Below are 18,896 nucleotides of genomic sequence, written 5' to 3'. Positions count from 1 at the left end.
GATCAATACAGACATGGAGTGAGCGGGCAATGAACTCTTCAATACCCGTGAAGAATGATGCTGGCGCAGCAGCAAGCCTGCAGCCGCAAGGCATGGTGATTAAAATTGTCGGCGCAGTCGCGGTCGCGCATTTGCTGAATGATTTGATTCAGGCGGTTCTGCCGGCCATTTACCCGATGCTGAAAGTCAATTTTTCACTGAGTTTTGCAGAAGTCGGCCTGATTTCACTGGTCTATCAGCTCACCGCTTCATTGCTGCAGCCATGGATTGGCTTATATACCGATAAGCATCCGAAACCGTATCTGCTGCCGATGGGCATGGCCGTGACATTCAGCGGCATTCTGCTGCTGGCTTTTGCGCCGAGTTTTGCCGTGCTGCTGCTGGCTTCGGCGCTGATCGGCGTCGGTTCATCGACTTTTCATCCTGAAGCTTCGCGTGTGGCGCGCATGGCCTCAGGCGGGCGTTTCGGCACGGCGCAATCGACTTTTCAGGTTGGCGGCAATACCGGTTCCGCCATTGGGCCTTTATTGGCGGCCTTGATTATTGTGCCTTTTGGCCAGCATGCAGTGGCATGGTTGGTGATCTTTGCCTTGCTGGCGATTTGGGTGCTGTTCGGCGTCAGCCGCTGGAACATCAAGCACAGCCAAACTCAAGCCGCAGCGCGGGCGCAGCAGGTGCAAAGCAAGCTGCACGGCAGTCAGCTGGTCATTGCCTTGGCAACCATCTGTGTGCTGATGTTTGCCAAATTTACCTATATCGCCAGCATCAGCAACTACTTCACGTTTTATTTGATGCATAAATTTGGCTTGAGCCTGCAAAATGCGCAGCTGCATTTGTTTGCCTTTTTGGCCGCGGTTGCGCTGGGCACTTTTGCCGGCGGCCCCATTGGCGACAGAATTGGCCGTAAAGCAGTGATTTGGGTGTCATTTGTCGGCATGGCGCCCTTTGCGCTGATGATGCCGTATGCCAATTTATTCTGGACCACGGTGCTGTCGATTATTGTTGGCTTGGTGATGTCATCGGCCTTTGCCGCGATGGTGGTGTATGCGCAGGAAGCGGTGCCGGGCCGCGTGGGCATGATTGCGGGCCTGATGTTTGGCCTGATGTTCGGTGTCAGCGGCATCGCTGCAGCGGGCTTGGGGTATTTGGCGGATATGAATGGCATTGAATGGGTGTTTGGCGTCTGTTCATTGCTGCCTTTACTGGGCTTGGCAACGTTCTTTTTACCAAAGACGCAGGTTAAAGTTTAAGGCTGCTGTTCTAGGCTGATTTTTGCTTTTGCTGTCATGATTAATGCGCCGTCTGATAGGATGAATCAGGCGGCGTTTTTTATTGCTTTAAGGCTAGGTTTGAAATGTGAGACGCAGGCTGAAAGCAGATTGCCGCCGTGAAAAAGGAGATGATGCAAATGACCCATCCGCAAGCGCTTATCGTATTTTCACTGACGGCTGGCCAGCTGCATTTTGATGTGGGCAGGCAGCCGATGGACATCGGTCAAGGCCTGGATTTTATTGTTGCGCAAAGCGTGCGTTTTGGCCGCATAGATGCCTTAGCCATTGAACATATGATTTATGTGATTGAAGAATTGCTGGAGCGGCTGAAACTGGATTATCACACCCAGCGCACTGCGCAAACTGCAGATGAATCGATGCGGCAATTATCCCAATTATTTTTTAATGGCGTGCAGCGCATTGACCGGGTCATGCTAGAGCATGCATTTAACGAGTGTGTGGAGCGGCTGGAATATTATGCAGCCAAAGCAGGGAATGATTTTAAGCTGCTGGCTTATTTTGTGCTGATTCGGGAAATGATGCATCATTTAAATGTGACCGAGATATATTTGAATAATTAGTTGATATTCAACATATAAGATAGTGGACTATTTAACATTTCTGATTATAATTCGTCTAATTTATCAATCAATTACGATTTAGAGAAGACATACACGTGGCTGAACTGATTCCCCCAAGCATACAACAATTAAAATCAGCCAGCAGCGGAGAGCGTAAAGTCTATCAATTGCTTGAACATGTGTTTCAAGATGAAAATGCCATTATCTGGCATGAGCCTAAGGCCTTAAACCGTTATACCGATTTCATCGTTTGGCTGCCGAATCATGGTTTGCTGGTCATTGAAGTTAAAGACTGGTCCAAAGAACGATTTAAAACACTGAATCCAGAAACATTTACTGGAAATTTCTACCTTAAAAATGACCATAAAACGGTTTCAGTGCAGAACCCAGAATTGCAGGTACGCAAGTGCATGCTCAATATTCTGAATCAATTCAAAAAGACCGCGGCATTTTTGCAAAACAGCGGGCCTTATCAGGGCAATGTGAAATTTCCAATCAGCAGTTGCGTGATTTATACAGAATTAAAGCAAGAAGAAGCAGATGATATTGGGCTGAGTTTCCCTGCAATTAGCTCCGAACATAAAACCATTTATAAAGATGATTTACGTTTAATTGCTGAAAATAAAACTTTTAAGCAAAAGTTGATTCATGCATTTAAGGAGGTGGCTTTTCCATTTGAGCCTCTGAATTTTGCTGAAGAAAAACTGCTGCGTTATATGATTTTTCCTGAAATTCGTGTGAATGAATTCAAGCAGGACGAGCTATTTGCTGTTGAGCCGCAAGAGGTGAAGGCGTTAGATTTATCACAGGAATCCATTGCGAAAAATATCGGTGATGGACACCGTATTTTAAAAGGTGTGGCGGGCAGCGGTAAAACGCTGGTTTTGGCCTGCCGCGCCAAATATTTAAAAACCATCAATCCCGAATATAAAATATTGGTGGTCTGTTATAACAATTCCTTATGCAATCACTTGCGTCAGATGTTTGGCGATGACTTCAATGACAAAATAGAAGTCCTTAATTTTCATGCTTTGGTGAAGCAGCTGACCCGCGCCAATTTATCCATGCTGCCGCAGGAAAAGCAGTCAGACTATAACAGCCGTGTTGGGCAAATCTTATTGGATTATCTAGAACAAGATAGCCTTGCTGAAAAGAAACAGTTTGATGCCATTTTAATTGATGAAGGGCAGGATTTTGCTCAGGAATGGATTATTGGCTTGTCTAAACTGGTCAAACCAGAAACCAATAATATTTTGTTCTGCTATGACCCAGCGCAGAATATTTTTAACCGTAAGAAACCAAGCTGGCGTTCGGTAGGATTGCAGGTACAGGGTAAAAAACCAGTTGAGTTGTATAAGTGTTACCGCAATACCAAAGAAATTTTAGATATTGCCAAAGCATTTTTGAACCCTAAACTTTTAGATAGTCTACAAAATAGTGATGAATATGACCGTGTTTTAGACCCCGATACGGGCGAGTGTAAAACAGGAGAATATCCAAGCATTTATCATGAAAATGATGTCCGTCATTTAGCAGATTTGATTGCCCGAAAAATCCGACAATTATTAAAGTTAGGAACTGAGCCGCGGGATATTGCAGTTTTACAGGCAAAATCTGCGGAATACGATATTTTTGTGAATGAATTGAAAGCAAAGTTAAATCGTTATGTGCCTGATGCAGAAGCTGAATTCATTTTTAGCAGTGCAGATAAAAAAGCTTTAGATTTAAATAAAAACTCAATCAAAATTATGAATGTGGAGTCTTCTAAAGGTTTGGAGTTTCCGCATGTGTTTTTTGTTGGCTTAGATTATATGCCACGTCTAGGGGAAAACCGAGACTTAGATTCTGAGCGTAAACTGGCCTATGTGGGGATGACACGCGCACAGAATAAGCTGTTTATTTTAGGTTGTGAAAATAAAGGCTTTCTTGCAGATGTGAAAGAAATTTATGAGCAAACCGCACATTTGGCTGAGCTTGCAGAGAGTCCAGTAGAAGTCAGTATTGAAAAAGCTGAAGAGGTTCTTTTAGAAGAAGATATTGAAACTGCAAATGATTCCATGATTGGGCAGAAATGGACTGAGGATGAAGAAGTCCGTTTGATAGATGCTTTTATGGATGAGAAACTGTCGATTAAGGAAATTGCAAAACGGCACAATCGTCAAGCGGGTGGGATTCGGGCGAGGTTGAAGAAATTAAGGTTGGTGGAGTGAGGTTTAGTAACCTCTTATTTTAAGAAAATCTGATGTTGGTGTAAGAAAACAATTTTTCTGATTAATGGGGAGAGATTAGGGAGTTTTTGAGTACACTTATTTTCTATGTTGAATCCCTCTCTTTTATTTTGTGCTATAGATGGCTCAGGGTTGTGGAGGGAGATTAAAAATGAGAATAATAATGAAACCCTATAATAAAAATTTAAAACAAGCTTCTCGTGACTTACGTAACAATATGACTGAGGCTGAGAAGTTTTTGTGGTCGAGGATTCGTGGCAAGCAGATTTTAGGACTTCAGTTTTATCGTCAAAAACCGATTTTAAATTTCATTGTAGATTTTTACAGCCCAGCTGTAAACTTAGTGATTGAGTGTGATGGTAGTCAACATTATACAGATGATGGTTTAGACGCTGATCGGGTGAGAGATGAGGCTTTGGCTCAACTTGGATTGACTGTTTTGAGGTTTGATAATTTACAGATTTTAAATGAGATTGATGTAGTGCTTGAGGCTATTTATCTTTATTGTCTTAAAGAATCTCCCTAAATCCCTCTTTAAAAAAGAGGGACTTTCCGCAAATTTGATGTGGTGTTGGATTTGCGGTGTTCCTCCCCTTTTAAAGGGAGGTTAGGAGGGATTAAGATTTTGAAAAAGCTTTTAGAAAATTGGTTGGATGTTGATGAAAGCGAATGTGATTTGTAGCTTTTAAATTCCTTTTTCGTTCTTTAAATGCGGGAACGATATAGCCCCAATCAGCATTTCTTGAAAAATATATAATATAATCAATATCAGCATCATCCCATTTATTTTCTACAACAATATTATCATTCGCAGAATCTAAGCTTTTTACTTGAATGCGATAAAGAGTACGGCCATCTAAAATTTGAATGTCGGTTTTAGCATAGATATCTAAACTTGGCATACTTGCGTCCCAACCATCACTTAATAGCCAGGAAAGTAATAAAAATTCGTAAGAATGGTTTTTATATTGAGATAAAGTTTGTTCTTTTAGCGCAGTCTGACGAACAGGCATAAAAACTCCTTAAAGTTTTAAATGCCGTAGCTCGTTTTGGCTATCGATTTACGGATACATGGGATTTGAAATTACTCCGGATAAGACCATGTTCTTACGTTGGAGGCACTACTGCATTTACGTATGTAAAATGCCCAATTGATATCGGTTACCAAACCCTTATTAATTAGAATCACTCTAAATTAATATTCATCAATATTCAGCTCTTATGAGACTGTAGTGTCTAAACTCCCTATGAAGCTATAGGATTTATCTTGTTATGTCAATTACTAATTCCTCCCAACCTCCCTTTAATAAAGGGAGGAGCTGTCACGTAATTCTTTTGATACGCAAAAATTCCCCTCTTTGAAAAAGAGGGGTTAGGGGAGATTAAGAAATAAAAAAAGCCCTCATTAAGAGGGCTTTTTTTATTAGGTATGATTCAATTAAGAAACCGAATCATCCAAATTTGGTGCTAACCAACGTTTCGCTTCATCCAAAGTCCAGCCTTTACGCTTCGCATAATCCTCAAGCTGATCACCTGCAATTTTGCCCACGTTAAAGTATTGGCTTTCAGGGTTCGCATAGTAGAAACCGCTGACAGATGAAGGTGGCCAAATTGCAAAACTTGTGGTCAATTGCGTACCAATCTTGTCGGTCGAACCTAACCAGTCAAATAGTGACGCTTTTTCAGAATGCTCAGGACAAGCAGGGTAGCCCGGCGCAGGACGGATACCGACATACTTCTCTTTAATCAATTCTTCATTGCTTAAAGTTTCAGACGCTTGGTTGCCCCAGAACTCTTTACGGATGCGCTCATGCAAATGCTCCGCAAAGGCTTCGGCAAAACGGTCACCCAAAGATTGCGCCAGAATCGCAGAGTAGTCATCGCCTTTGGCCTTGTACTCATTCGCCATTTCTTCTGCACCAAAGATAGACACAGTGAAACCACCTAACCAGTCTTCCGCTTGCTCTTTAGTTGCGACAAAATCAGCCAATGATAAGTTTGGTTTACCAGTGACTTTATCCGACTGTTGACGGATATGCTCAAAAGTATGCGTCACGGTTGCGCCAGTTTCATCATAAACTTCAACTGAATCCGCTGCTGAACGGTTAGCAGGGTAGATGCCAAACACTGCACGTGCGTCAAAACGTTTATTGTCAATAATGTCTTTCAGCATGGTCTGTGCTTGCTCATACAAGTCAGTTGCTGCTTCGCCCACCACTTCATCTTTTAGAATCGCAGGGAATTTACCTGCCAAACTCCACGAAATGAAGAACGGTGTCCAGTCAAAATAATCGACCAATGTTTCAAGCGGATAATTGGTCAGCGTTTGCGTACCAATAAAGTTTGGCTTCACAGGCGCATTGGCTGCAAAGTCAATTTTCAAGCCATTTTCAATTGATGCTGCATAAGTTAGTTTGGCTGCTTTCGGCTGTTTGTTGGCAATACGCTCACGCACTTTTTCATATTCAGCGCGGGTATCTTCCACAAACTTCGGCTTCATTTCTTTCGACAGCAATGTCGTTGCCACACCTACCGCACGTGACGCATCGGCCACGTAAATCACCGCATCATTGGAATATTGCGGGTCAATTTTTACGGCAGTATGCGCTTTAGACGTCGTTGCGCCACCAATCAAGAGCGGTACATTGAAGCCTTTACGCTGCATTTCTTTAGCAACGAAGACCATTTCATCCAATGACGGTGTGATCAAACCTGACAGACCGATAATATCGACGTTTTCATCAATAGCCGTTTGCAGAATTTTCTCAGCAGGGACCATCACGCCGAGGTCAATAATGTCATAACCGTTACAGCCGAGGACCACGCCAACAATGTTTTTACCAATGTCGTGTACGTCGCCTTTTACGGTCGCCATCAGTACTTTACCTTTAGACTGACCGCCAGATTTTTCAGCTTCAATGAACGGGTTCAGCCATGCCACCGCTTGCTTCATCACACGGGCAGATTTCACCACTTGCGGCAGGAACATTTTACCCGAACCGAACAGGTCGCCGACCACGTTCATGCCGTCCATTAACGGACCTTCAATCACATCTAAAGGACGTACAGACTTTAAGCGCGCTTCTTCAGTATCTTCATCAATAAATGTCGTGATGCCTTTCACTAAGGCATGTTCAAGGCGTTTTTCTACCGATTGCTTACGCCATTCAAGGTCTTCCACTTGTTTTTGCGCAGCGCCTTGACCACGGTATTTTTCCGCAACTTCAAGCAGTTTTTCAGTGGCATCTTGATGACTTTCACCCTGATTTTGGTTCAGGATGACATCTTCAACCGCAGCTTTAAGTTCTTTGTCGATATCATCGTAAATCGCCATTTGACCTGCGTTGACAATCCCCATGGTCATGCCTTGCTTGATGGCATAGTACAAGAACACTGAGTGAATCGCTTCACGTACAGGTTCATTGCCGCGGAATGAGAACGATACGTTGGACACACCGCCTGAAATCATCGCATGCGGCAGATTCTGTTTAATCCAGCCCGTTGCTTCAATAAAGTCCACAGCATAGTTGTTGTGCTCTTCAATACCAGTTGCCACCGCAAATACGTTCGGGTCAAAGATAATGTCTTCAGCAGGGAAGCCGACGTCATTGACAAGGACATCATAAGAACGCTTACAGATTTCTTTTTTACGCGCAGCGGTATCGGCCTGACCATTTTCATCAAAGGCCATGACAATCACGGCTGCACCATACTGACGGCATAGGCGCGCTTTATGTACGAACTCGTCATAACCTTCTTTCAAGGAAATTGAGTTCACTACAGCTTTGCCTTGCACGCATTTCAAGCCTGCTTCAATGATCTCCCATTTTGATGAGTCAATCATGATTGGCACACGAGAAATTTCAGGTTCAGATGCCACAAGATTCAAGAAATGCACCATTGCACCTTCTGAATCCAGCATGCCTTCATCCATGTTGATATCAATGACCTGAGCACCGGCTTCAACTTGCTGCTGTGCAACGTCTAACGCTTCGGCAAAGTTTTCTTCACGAATTAAACGCAGGAATTTTTTAGAGCCAGTCACGTTGGTCCGTTCACCGACGTTCACAAATAACGATTCATTGGTAATGTTGAACGGTTCTAAACCACTGAGACGACATGCAGGTTTAGTTTCAGGCACTTGACGTGGCTTGATGTCTTTAACGGCATTGTAAATCGCGCGGATGTGATCTGGTGTGGTCCCACAGCAGCCGCCTGTGATGTTGATGAGGCCGCTTTCAGCAAATTCTTTTAAGAAAGCTGCTGTTTGTTCTGGGGTTTCATCATAACCACCGAAGGCATTTGGTAAACCCGCGTTTGGATGGGCAGAAACAAAAGTATCGGCTACATCGGAAATGGTTTTCACGTGCGGGCGCATTGCGTCTGCACCAAGCGCACAGTTGAAACCAATCGACAGCAAATCACCATGACGCACGGAGTTCCAGAAGGCTTCCGCGGTTTGACCGGTTAAGGTACGGCCTGAAGCATCGGTAATGGTGCCTGAAATCATCAATGGTAATTCGTAGCCAAGTTGATTGAAGACTTCTTTGACTGCAAAAATTGCCGCTTTACAGTTTAAGGTATCGAATACGGTTTCGATCAGCAGAATATCCGCGCCGCCTTCAATCAGGGCATGTGCCGCTTCAATATAGTTTTCTTTCAGTGCATCGAAAGTAATGTTACGGAACGCAGGGTCATTCACGTTTGGTGAAATTGAACAAGTGCGCGATGTCGGCCCAAGTACACCTGCCACAAAACGTGGTTTGTCTGGAGTTGAATATTTTTGGCAAGCTTCTTTGGCAAGACGTGCGGCTTCACGGTTAATTTCCGGAACCAAATCTTCCATGTGGTAATCTGACATGGAAACGCGTGTACCATTGAATGAGTTGGTTTCAATGATGTCTGCACCAGCGTCAAGATACGCTTCATGAATGCCTTGAATGATCTGTGGCTGCGTCAGAACCAAAAGGTCATTGTTGCCTTTGAGATCGGATGCCCAATCTGCAAAACGCTCACCACGATAGTCAGCTTCTTCGAGTTTATGACGCTGAATCATGGTGCCCATCGCACCATCAATAATCAGAATCCGTTGAGCGAGCAGCTCTTTTAGGGTGGTAAGCGTGGACATAAATAACCCCGATCCGATGGAATATAAAATCGGCAAATATATTAACAGAATTCAGTTCATTTTTTTGATATTCATGACCAGTTTCAGGGCCGGTTTGATCACTTTCGTGCTTCGGTGGAATTTAACGCGTCCATTTTTGCAGCCGGACGGCCGCTGCGCTATGCAGAATTGGGGAAATTTCTCAGTTCATGATTTTGCAGCAATGATGCGTCATCATATTCACCGGCAGAGGATTTGCAGCAATGATGACAGAAATATTTCAAAAAATTCAGTATTGAAATATTTCAAAAGACGGCCTGAACGCAGTCTTGCTTTGTTTTTAAGTTGCTGATAAATATCTTTAAAATTAGAATAATTGGGTTTAGGGAATGCGAAAACAGATGCAATAAGGGATGAAATACTGCTTTATATGACAGCGCTTTGTCATATAATTGTCACAATTTAACTGAACAATATGGGGATTCTTAAATCCTCCATTCCTGCTTGCATGAATTCTAATCAAACTCCCGTAGATTCAGCACAACCCTCGACTGCAGTTAAGTCGACGAATGTTCATGTGCCTACACCGAAATTTTTTGTGCCGGTATTTTTGACGGTCATTATTTCGACGCTGATTTATATCGGCTTTCAATTAACTTCTGATTTGGCACACGTTCCCGCATTAAGTCTTTATTCCATGATCTTATTGGGAACAGCTTTATTTATTGCACTCGGTTTTGAGTTTGTGAATGGTTTTCACGATACAGCCAATGCTGTAGCAACGGTAATTTATACCAACGCATTGTCTGCGCCTGTCGCTGTGATGTGGGCAGGTTTTTGTAATTTTCTTGGCGTAATGGTCGCCAGCGGCGCCGTGGCTTACGGCATTATTGCCTTGCTGCCGGTAGAACTGATTATGAATGTCGGTTCTGGCGCAGGTTTCGCCATGGTTTTCGCCATGCTGATTGCAGCGATTTTATGGAATCTCGGCACTTGGTTTTTGGGGATTCCAGCCTCCAGCTCACACACGTTGATCGGGTCGATTTTGGGTGTCGGCATCATGAACTATATTCTGCATGCCGGCGCTGGCGCCAGCGGTGTGGATATGGAACAAGTGCTGAAAGTGGGTAAAGCGCTGCTGTTTTCTCCTTTGATTGGCTTTGCATTTGCTGCGGTTCTGTTCTTGCTGGTGAAAAAAATCTTCAGAAAACAGCTGGAGCTGTTTCATCCGCCTGAAGGCAATAAGCCGCCGCCGCCGCTGATCCGCGCGATTTTGATTTTCACTTGTACGGGTGTCAGTTTTGCGCACGGTTCAAATGATGGTCAAAAAGGCATGGGCCTGATCATGCTGATTTTGATCGGCTGCGTTCCGCTGGCATATTCTTTAAATAAGAATTTAGACAACCAGCATATTCAGTCTTTTCATCAGCTTTCTGAACAGACTGCGACTGCAATTTATGCGCAGCATGCCGATATTCCAGATGAAAAAGCGCGTGCAGTGATCACCAAATATATTCAAACCAAAGAAGCCAACCCTGAGGTTGTGCCTGCTTTGGCCAGTTTGACTGATCATTTGGGTGAGCGCGTGGCGCAGTATGGTGATGTGCATCAGATTCCTGAAAAAGAAATTTCAGTGATCCGCAATGACATGTACCTGAGCACAACAGCATTCAAGCGTTTGGATAAAGCCGATCAGCTGCCGGCGCTGAATGCTGAACAGAAGAAAACTGTAAAAGAATACCGCAGCAATTTGGATTCATTCCTGCAGTATATTCCGACGTGGGTGAAAGTCGCTGTTGCGCTGGCATTGGGCTTAGGCACCATGGTGGGCTGGAAGCGTATTGTGGTGACGGTGGGTGAGCGTATTGGTAAAAACCATATGACCTATGGTCAAGGGATGTCTGCCGAGCTTGTGGCGATGTCAACCATTGCTGCTGCAGATGGCTTAGGCATGCCGGTTTCGACCACACACGTTTTAAACAGTGCGGTGGCGGGTACTATGGTGGCGAATAAATCAGGCCTCAACCTGCAAATGGTGCGGACGATTTTATCGGCGTGGATCTTTACCCTGCCGGCAACCATCTGTTTATCAGGCGCTTTGTACTGGATTCTTCTGAAAGTTTTTGCTTAAGGGCATCAGGCTTTCCAATAAAAAACGCTGCATGAGCAGCGTTTTTTTATGTCTGGGCTTTTTTGAAGGACGCCTCTGTCTAAATGATGCCGTTATTTTGAACGGCGCTCCCAAGTCCTCTCTGAGCAGGAGAGGACTGAGGCCGTCAGCGCATTAAGATTGAAACTTTTTCATTAAGCCTTTCGGCAGTTTTTCTGCGGCAAAGCCGTAGACTGCGGCAAAAGGCAGCGCAGTGCGCGCCAAGTACGCCACGCGCCATAAGCCGCCATGGTTTGCGCCTTCCATCATCAGCTCTAGCGGATGTTCTAATTCGACTTCCGGATTGGCTGCTGATTTTGGATTGCGCAAGTCATGAATCCACAGCGCCGCCATAATGGCATTGGTGGTTTCAGGTTTAAAGGCTTCAACATCAAACAGGCTGGCGCCATTAAAAGCCGCTTTCAGCAGCGGATTTTTCGTGACCGAATGGGTGGTGGTGGACGGCGCAATATTGATGCTGACGCGCTGTCCTTGCTGGCGGGCCAAGGTTGCGCGCCATTGCTGGATGCGTTTGGCCAGAGCATAGTTCGGACCCTGTTCGACCACCAAGCAGTCGGCAATGCCGTATTTTTGCCCATTGTCAGAAGGCGCCAGGCTGTGCAGGTTTTTCTTGAAAAAGTGCTGGCGCGAAAGGGCTGAAATGCCTGAGCTCAGCAGCTGCTGGGCTTTCGAGCGCTGCGAGAACTTGTCTGCCGAGGCGCGGATGACTTCTTCAGGCACGGCATACACATCGGTAGGCGTGCACATATACATCAGGCTGGTATTGGCTTTTTGCGCGCTGACGTACTGCATGATGGCATCCATCGCCATCGAAACCCGCACGTGCTTTTCGCCGTCCAAATAGGCAATCGCGGCCAAATCCAATTGGTGTTCATTGCTTACCAGCCACTGGGCAATTTCCGGAATTTGCGTCAATAAATTGGCGCCTAATTTTTCTTTTAACACCGCCGTTTCGGTCTGCTCAGACAGCGCTTCTGCAGAGGGCGCATATAAGGTTGCGTTGCCTTGCTGCACGATATCTAAAATTTTGCCCCAGACCCGGCTGTTCGGCAGATCAACTGCAACAATATTGGCTTTCCATTTAGATAGCCAGGTTAATGGGCCAGCTTCAGAGGCTGCTCCAAACAGCACCATGGTGCGGTCAGACAGATCAAACCACTCTGGATGAGCAACGGCTTCGCGCAGGGCATCCGCATGGCTCGGCTCTACAATGCCGTCATCCTGCCATTTTTGAATTTGCGCCAGCAGCGCATCGCCTTGCAGTTTTTGGCCATGATAGGGCACATACCACTCAGGCGCGGTTTCGCTTTCGCCTTTAAGCTTAATGGTGTGCAGCGGCTGAGCGTCCAGCTGCATGACATCTTTCAGTAAATGCTTTTCGCCGTTGCGGAAAAATTCAAATGTCTGGTGAGCTTTATTCAAGCCGGCTTGCGCAATGTCAATCGGGTTCTGGCTATTCTGAATGCCATGCTCCACCAGTGCTTTAAAATATTTTGGGTATTGCTTGCGCCAGTTTTTTTCCTGAGATGCTTGAAGCGACGTGCTGTGATCTACACAGGCCAAGGCTTCTGCAATAATATCCCGTCCTGTTTTTGAGGTGCTGGGCTTTTGCTTTTGAAATGGGTTTGGAAATTGAAGACCGTCTAAAGAACTGGACATGCAAAATATCTCACGTGATCGAATCATTGCTATACATATGTATACATTATCTATGCCAAATTAATTTGTGGGCTGGCATAAACTGCCAAATTTAGGCAATTCTTTATAAGAAATGAGCCGGAAAAAGTCGCCGAAGCATCCTGCTGCATACCTTCGGAGCTTGTATGGAATAGTCTTTTTCTGGTTGTTTAGCATCCATGGGGGCGGTTTAAACCTGCGCCTGTTCAGGCCTCTGCATCGCTATGCAAAGCAATCGGTTTGCATCTTTGACAGACGGATTTTGGCTTGATGCGGTGTGCTGGAAGATATTGTCCTTGGCCCGATGGGGCTGTGCCTTGACTGCACTGTGCTCTGCCGATGAAACTTCACTTTGGGCTGCCGGGATTTAAATTGCAGCAAAGCGCGGAAGATGATGCGCTAAAGCGTGTTTAAAGCATTCAAAAATCAAGTCAGACCAAGATCAAGCCAAGCCCTAGCTTCAGCAGCCCTTGATTGAAGCGTTGCAACCAAGCAAAGCAATAGAGGAATGCGCCGGAGTATCGATGATTCAATTGCTCAGGATATTGCTGTTTACAAGTTGTTAATATTAGTCGCAAATTCATATTGAATTGTGATGCGTGTCTCATTTATTGTGAATGTAATCCTTGAAGTTTATTTAGGGGGCTGATGATGAATAACTCAAATCAAGTGTATGTCTTCAAAGGGCAAAAATCCGGTTTTGCTTCAGCAGTATTCTCCAGCTATCCTCAAGCAGAACGCTGGATTCAAAACAATGATTTAAGTGGCATTCTGATGGAATATCCATTGAATGAAAGCTGCTACGACTGGGCCAAAGAGCGAGGGCATTTCAAAGAAAAATCCGCCCTTGACCGGGCGCCGGTGTTTATTGCGCAGTTTGTGTCTGCTTATCAGCGCAACTGGCATTTTGAGCATGGGGCCTTGCTGGAAAATGTGGACGTTTGATCGGTGAATTTGACTTACTAGAACGATGAGTAGGGGCGCAAAGCGGCCGAATAGGTTTGTGCATAGGCGATTGCGCATTTAAAAATACTATAGCGTTTGGCGCTTCAGCTGCTGATCATCCTGTTTGAATGCCTATAAATAAAAAAAAGAATTCACTGGAGAATTCTTTTTTTCGATGCAGATGCAATTAAAACGGGATTTGCGCCAGTTTGTTCAAGAAATGCGGCAGCAGGCGCGGTTCAATAATGATGGTCATAATCACACCGTAGGCTGCGCCCCATAAATGCGCGCTGTGATTAATGTTTGAATTGCCGCGTTTGCCTGACCAGATGCTGTAAGCCACGTACAGCACCGCAAAAATAATGGCTGGCACAGGAATGAAGAAGACAAAAATCAGTTTCCACGGTTCAAACAGAATATAGGCGAACAGCACCGCAGACACTGCGCCGGATGCGCCTAGGCTGGCCCAGCGCGCATCATTTTTATGCTGCAAATAGCTGGGAATAATGGCGGCAATCAGACCGCCCAAATAAAACAGCACAAAGCCCAAATCAAAAAAATACTGGCGGTAAAAAGACTCAATCACGCTGCCGAAAAAGAACAGGGTAATCATGTTGAATAGAAGATGAGCGCCATCGGCATGCACAAAACCATGGGTGATAAAGCGGTCATATTGCCCGCGCTGCATGGCCGGCGGCCAGAAAATCAGGCGGTTCATGATGTTCTGATTTTGAAATGCAAGGAACGAAACAATGACCGTAATAATAATGATTGTCACGGTATGATTGATGGGTAAATCCAGCATAAGGTGTTGGTCTATTGATCAATATTTAAGATGCATAATGCCACTAAATGCAGGTCAAGCGTTAACTTTCAATTTAATTCCGACAATTTTGGTTGATTTTTTCGTATTGGCCCGCATCTTCAGTTAAAATAGCGGCTTCAGCATGAGGAAAAATTGTTATGTCGACTGAAAATGCCAGCACTGCAGCTGCAGAAGAGATTCCAAATTTATTGATTACACCCAATGCGCAAGAGTATTTAAAAGATTTATTGGCAAAGCAAAACACGCCGGGCATTGGTGTTCGTATTTTTGTTGAAAATCCTGGTACACCGCGTGCTGAATGCTGTATGGCTTACAGTGCGCCTGAAGAAGTCGTACCGACAGATTACAAACAGGATTATCCAGATTTTCCTGCTTTTGTAGATGCGCCATCTATCCCTTATCTGCTAGATGCGGTGATTGATTATAATAAAGACCGTTTTGGAGGCCAGCTGACGTTCCGTGCGCCGAACTCTAAAGTGCCGCGTGTAGGGCCGGATGCTTCTGTAGAAGAGCGCATTACGTATGTGCTGCAGTCTGAAATTAATCCAGGCTTGGCAGGTCACGGCGGCAACTGCGCATTGGTGGAAGTGGTTGAAGATGAAGAACACGGCTTAACTGCTGTGCTGAAATTCGGCGGCGGCTGCCAAGGCTGTTCTTCTATTGACTTAACCTTGAAGCAAGGCGTAGAAACCACGCTGAAACAGCATGTGCCTGAACTTGCACGTGTTGTTGACCAAACAGATCACAGCAATACTGAAGGCGCTTATTTCAAATAAGACGCGTTTGATATCGCTTATAGCCTCTATTGCAGAGGCTATTTTTTTGCTTGCTTAAAACTATTAAATGATAATAATTATCAATATTAATTGCATTATGTTTGTTATTTGTTAATATCTGTCCATAAATTTACTTTATTTCTCCATTATTTATTGGGCCTTTGTATATGAATAAACCCTTATTGCAATCTGTTTTGGCCGGCGCAGTCATGACGGCTATGAGCGCCGCTGTTCAGGCAAATAACAATCAAAACAATCAAGTAGAGCAGGGCAATGTGACTCGGCTGGAAACCATTGTTGTTACAACTGCGGGCGGTTTTGAGCAAAATATTGCGGATGCTCCTGCGTCAATCTCAGTGATCACTGGTGAAGAGCTGCAAAAAAAATCATATACCGACGTGATTGATGCGGTAAAAAACATGCCGGGTGTCTCTGTTCAGGGCGGCGGCAATAATAAAGAAATCACCATTCGCGGCATGGGCGCAAGCTATACCAAATATCTGATTAATGGACGTCCTGTCAGCGCAGGCAGAACAGTGAACGGCAATGGTACAGATGGTGGGAAAATTGGCGCGTATTTGCCGCCAATCGACATGATTGAGCGTATTGAAGTGGTTCGCGGCCCAATGTCATCACTGTATGGTTCAGATGCCATGGGCGGCGTCATTAACATCATTACCAAAAAAGCCTCTTCAAGCGATTGGCATGGCAGCATTTCTCCAGAATACACAAAATCAAATAATGACTATGCCAATGACAGCTATGGCGTTGGTTTTTATGCCGCTGGCCCATTAATTAAAGACAAATTGTCATTAAGCTTGGACGGCAATTTCCAAGGCAATGATGAAAGTGACTATATTGGCGGGGAGGGGCAAAAATCAGGTTCCAGTGAATCTGAAAAGAAAATCAGAAAGTTAGGCACTGAATTGGTTTGGAATGTCGATCAGCACAATGATATTGGCTTGCGCTATGATTTCACGGGCCAGCAGTACACCACAACACTGGGCAAAAGTGTGGGTGTTGATACTCAAGCATCGACCAATGAAAATGAAAAAGAGATGTATACCTTAACGCATAAAGCGCAATACGATACATTCAATATCGATTCATACTACCAAGACGAAACCACTAAAAAAGTGTATAGCGGGGCAGTGGCCGATCAAAAACAAGAAGACCTTAAAGTATTCAATACGCAAGGTACCTTCTTCTTGGGGGATCATACGTTGACTGCGGGCGGTCAATATCAAACAGAAAAAATTACCGATACCACCAATGGCTTGGCCAGCGTGACGGGCCTGACCACGCTTGACCGCTGGCTCTTTGCTTTGTACGCAGAGAATGAGTGGAACATTACGGATGATTTCGCGTTGACGCTCGGCGCCCGATACAATAAAGACGAATATTTTGGCGGGGAAATCACCCCGCGAATTTATGGCATCTATCATTTCAATGATGTCTTGACGTTTAAAGGCGGGATCAGCACAGGCTACAAGCAGCCGACGATTAGCCAAATTTCTGAAGGTTTTGGCAGCCGGACGGGCAAAGGCAGCGCCGTGATTATCGGCAATCCTGATTTGTCTCCAGAGAAGAGCACCAGTTACGAGTTAGGCTTGAATTTTTCAGATCCGGAGCTGGGTTTAAGCAGCAGCTTCATAGTCTTTAAATCAGACTTTAAAGATAAGATCGTAGAAGACCGTTTGTGCGAAACTCCAGGAACAACAAACAGCTCACCTGTTCAGGACTGGAAATGTTCAGCGAACGGCAAACCCTACCGTTTTGTCAGCCAAATGAAGAACATTGCAGAAGCTGAAATGAAAGGCGTTGAATTCGCTTTAGATTATGATGTGCTTGATCACTTGCGTTTGAGCACGAGCTATACCTATACGGATTCGGAGCAAAAAAGCGGTGAGTTTAAAGGCCAGCCTTTAAATAAAATGCCCAAACACATGCTGAATGCCGGTGTAGATTATGATGTTTCAGAGCGCTGGAATACCTGGATGGATTATAACTACCGCGGTAAAACCAGCGATTATTTAAGCCGTACATCGATGAGCAGCGGCACACCGGCTTATGGCACTGTTGATGCAGGCGCAGTGTATAAAGCGAGTGAAAAACTGAGCTTAACTGCAGGCGTCTATAACCTTGCAAATAAAGAAATTACCAATAGTGAATATGATATTGTCCTGGATGGCCGAAGATATGCTGTAGGCATGAATATTAGATTCTGATCTGCAATAAAAAAAGCCGCATGACGCGGCTTTTTTTATTGTTCAGAATTTATTCAGAGACAATTAAAATTTTTAATGCCTCTGCAGAATAATAGAACTGCGCTAAATAATGCCGCGCGCGTTCCCGCAAATATTGCGAACTGATCATCTGCTGAATGACTGGATTCAGCAAGCCTTGCAGTTCAGTTTCAATCAGCGCTTCATCAATATTCAAATCACGCAGCAGCAGGTCGAAAGGGCGTTCGGCATTGCGGATATACCACGCATAGACACCATCATGTACTTGCTGCTTTAAGTAATCGCTTTGACGGATAAAGTCCCAAATTTCTGCGCCCATGCTCACCGTTTGCGGCAGATCCTGCACTTCAATATAGTTTTTTAGGACGGAAACCGGCATGCCTTTGATTTTGTGCCATAAATTGGCTTGAAAATGATACAGCTTGTGGTCATCAAAATGCTGATTCAGCACCGTTTCGCTCATTTGGCTGAGCTTGAGGATGTTCTTCTGCAGATATTTGCCGACCGCATCATCCAAATTGGTATCGGTGACATTTTCCAGCACTGACTTGCCCATTTTCATAAAGCGCGAAACGCCGGGCACGCTTTTGGCAATCACCGAATTGTCTAAATAATCCTGAATCGAGTGCTGGATCAGCTGGCTGATCATCGCCGAAAAGGCTGGGTTGTTGACCACGGTTTTAATCAGGCGCTGGCGGTGGCCGCTTTTGCTGGCCACGTATTGCGCAATTTTATCAATGGTCAGTACAGGAATGATGTCCGCAATTTTGGCAGTATCATTGGCCGGATGAATCAGCGCAAATTTAATATGCTCAGCAATTTGCTCAATCAGAAAACCGCTGGCGGGCGTTTGCAGAATCTGTTTTTGAATCAGCGCATTAATTTGCTCAAAGGTCCACAGCTGCTGTAAAGGCTGCTTTCGGAACCAGTGATAAAAACTTAAAAATTCGGATTGCGTCTGGTCTGGCTGAGCAAAGGTCTGCTCTAAAAATTGAAGATGAGCATCAATAAGCTGCTCAATCATAGGATTTTTTTGCATGCTGTCCTGGTAAAGCCTGTTTGCGGGCAA

The 18,896-nt window shown here is 44.8% G+C and carries 13 protein-coding genes; 8 read left to right on the top strand and 5 right to left on the bottom strand.

Features of this window, described 5'->3' with window-relative positions; all coding sequences use genetic code 11:
* Positions 1 to 29: 29 nt before the first annotated feature.
* From ACE3T3_RS00925 to ACE3T3_RS00910, 4 genes are all read left to right on the top strand, one after another.
* Positions 30 to 1,250, top strand: a complete 1,221-nt coding sequence (locus ACE3T3_RS00925; protein WP_374663150.1) for an MFS transporter — start codon at positions 30 to 32, stop codon at positions 1,248 to 1,250.
* Positions 1,251 to 1,408: 158 nt separating this feature from the next.
* Positions 1,409 to 1,852, top strand: coding sequence for a hypothetical protein (locus tag ACE3T3_RS00920; protein ID WP_374663148.1), 444 nt, complete (start codon positions 1,409 to 1,411; stop codon positions 1,850 to 1,852).
* Positions 1,853 to 1,947: 95 nt separating this feature from the next.
* Complete coding sequence (locus tag ACE3T3_RS00915) at positions 1,948 to 4,062, top strand: 3'-5' exonuclease (RefSeq protein WP_374663146.1); 2,115 nt, start codon at positions 1,948 to 1,950, stop codon at positions 4,060 to 4,062.
* A 181-nt stretch (positions 4,063 to 4,243) separates the two neighbouring features.
* Positions 4,244 to 4,606 (top strand): endonuclease domain-containing protein, encoded by a 363-nt coding sequence (locus ACE3T3_RS00910; protein WP_374663144.1) that lies wholly within the window; start codon positions 4,244 to 4,246, stop codon positions 4,604 to 4,606.
* A 91-nt stretch (positions 4,607 to 4,697) separates the two neighbouring features.
* Here the strand turns inward: ACE3T3_RS00910 and ACE3T3_RS00905 are convergent, their stop codons facing one another.
* Entirely contained in the window at positions 4,698 to 5,093 is a 396-nt protein-coding gene (locus ACE3T3_RS00905; RefSeq protein ID WP_374663142.1) for a hypothetical protein, read from the bottom strand.
* 425 nt (positions 5,094 to 5,518) lie between these two features.
* Positions 5,519 to 9,208 carry a methionine synthase gene (gene metH / locus ACE3T3_RS00900; protein WP_374663140.1) on the bottom strand — a complete coding sequence of 1,230 codons (3,690 nt, stop codon included), beginning with the start codon at positions 9,206 to 9,208 and terminating at the stop codon, positions 5,519 to 5,521.
* 487 nt (positions 9,209 to 9,695) lie between these two features.
* On the opposite strand from metH, the gene ACE3T3_RS00895 reads away from it, so the two are divergent.
* Positions 9,696 to 11,318 carry an inorganic phosphate transporter gene (locus ACE3T3_RS00895; protein ID WP_374663138.1) on the top strand — a complete coding sequence of 541 codons (1,623 nt, stop codon included), beginning with the start codon at positions 9,696 to 9,698 and terminating at the stop codon, positions 11,316 to 11,318.
* Positions 11,319 to 11,471: 153 nt separating this feature from the next.
* Here the strand turns inward: ACE3T3_RS00895 and ACE3T3_RS00890 are convergent, their stop codons facing one another.
* Entirely contained in the window at positions 11,472 to 13,016 is a 1,545-nt protein-coding gene (locus ACE3T3_RS00890) for a hypothetical protein (protein WP_374663136.1), read from the bottom strand.
* 669 nt (positions 13,017 to 13,685) lie between these two features.
* Between ACE3T3_RS00890 and ACE3T3_RS00885 the strand changes: the two genes are divergently transcribed.
* Positions 13,686 to 13,979, top strand: a complete 294-nt coding sequence (locus tag ACE3T3_RS00885; RefSeq protein WP_374663134.1) for a hypothetical protein — start codon at positions 13,686 to 13,688, stop codon at positions 13,977 to 13,979.
* Between the two features lie 187 nt (positions 13,980 to 14,166).
* On the opposite strand, the gene ACE3T3_RS00880 is transcribed toward ACE3T3_RS00885, so the two are convergent.
* Positions 14,167 to 14,784 (bottom strand): rhomboid family intramembrane serine protease, encoded by a 618-nt coding sequence (locus tag ACE3T3_RS00880; RefSeq protein ID WP_374663132.1) that lies wholly within the window; start codon positions 14,782 to 14,784, stop codon positions 14,167 to 14,169.
* A gap of 158 nt (positions 14,785 to 14,942) precedes the next feature.
* Between ACE3T3_RS00880 and nfuA the strand changes: the two genes are divergently transcribed.
* Positions 14,943 to 15,581: a Fe-S biogenesis protein NfuA gene (gene nfuA, locus ACE3T3_RS00875; RefSeq protein WP_374663130.1), complete on the top strand. Its 639-nt coding sequence runs from the start codon at positions 14,943 to 14,945 to the stop codon at positions 15,579 to 15,581.
* A 167-nt stretch (positions 15,582 to 15,748) separates the two neighbouring features.
* Complete coding sequence (locus ACE3T3_RS00870; protein WP_374663128.1) at positions 15,749 to 17,809, top strand: TonB-dependent receptor domain-containing protein; 2,061 nt, start codon at positions 15,749 to 15,751, stop codon at positions 17,807 to 17,809.
* Positions 17,810 to 17,858: 49 nt separating this feature from the next.
* On the opposite strand, the gene ACE3T3_RS00865 is transcribed toward ACE3T3_RS00870, so the two are convergent.
* On the bottom strand, positions 17,859 to 18,866 hold the full coding sequence (locus ACE3T3_RS00865; protein WP_374663126.1) for a hypothetical protein: 1,008 nt from the start codon (positions 18,864 to 18,866) through the stop codon (positions 17,859 to 17,861).
* Positions 18,867 to 18,896 lie beyond the last annotated feature (30 nt).

This window comes from Acinetobacter sp. (genome assembly GCF_041919735.1).
Classification (GTDB): domain Bacteria; phylum Pseudomonadota; class Gammaproteobacteria; order Pseudomonadales; family Moraxellaceae; genus Acinetobacter.
The sequence above is the reverse complement of the archived record's forward strand: the minus strand, read 5'-3'. Positions and strand labels throughout refer to the sequence as shown.

Coding starts and splice junctions, on each gene's coding strand:
- ACE3T3_RS00925 (WP_374663150.1), top strand. CDS start 30: ATGAACTCTTCAATACCCGTGAAGAATGATGCTGGCGCAGCAGCAAGC.
- ACE3T3_RS00920 (WP_374663148.1), top strand. CDS start 1,409: ATGACCCATCCGCAAGCGCTTATCGTATTTTCACTGACGGCTGGCCAG.
- ACE3T3_RS00910 (WP_374663144.1), top strand. CDS start 4,244: ATGAAACCCTATAATAAAAATTTAAAACAAGCTTCTCGTGACTTACGT.
- ACE3T3_RS00905 (WP_374663142.1), bottom strand. CDS start 5,093: ATGCCTGTTCGTCAGACTGCGCTAAAAGAACAAACTTTATCTCAATAT.
- metH (WP_374663140.1), bottom strand. CDS start 9,208: ATGTCCACGCTTACCACCCTAAAAGAGCTGCTCGCTCAACGGATTCTG.
- ACE3T3_RS00895 (WP_374663138.1), top strand. CDS start 9,696: ATGAATTCTAATCAAACTCCCGTAGATTCAGCACAACCCTCGACTGCA.
- ACE3T3_RS00890 (WP_374663136.1), bottom strand. CDS start 13,016: ATGTCCAGTTCTTTAGACGGTCTTCAATTTCCAAACCCATTTCAAAAG.
- ACE3T3_RS00885 (WP_374663134.1), top strand. CDS start 13,686: ATGAATAACTCAAATCAAGTGTATGTCTTCAAAGGGCAAAAATCCGGT.
- ACE3T3_RS00880 (WP_374663132.1), bottom strand. CDS start 14,784: ATGCTGGATTTACCCATCAATCATACCGTGACAATCATTATTATTACG.
- nfuA (WP_374663130.1), top strand. CDS start 14,943: ATGTCGACTGAAAATGCCAGCACTGCAGCTGCAGAAGAGATTCCAAAT.
- ACE3T3_RS00870 (WP_374663128.1), top strand. CDS start 15,749: ATGAATAAACCCTTATTGCAATCTGTTTTGGCCGGCGCAGTCATGACG.
- ACE3T3_RS00865 (WP_374663126.1), bottom strand. CDS start 18,866: ATGCAAAAAAATCCTATGATTGAGCAGCTTATTGATGCTCATCTTCAA.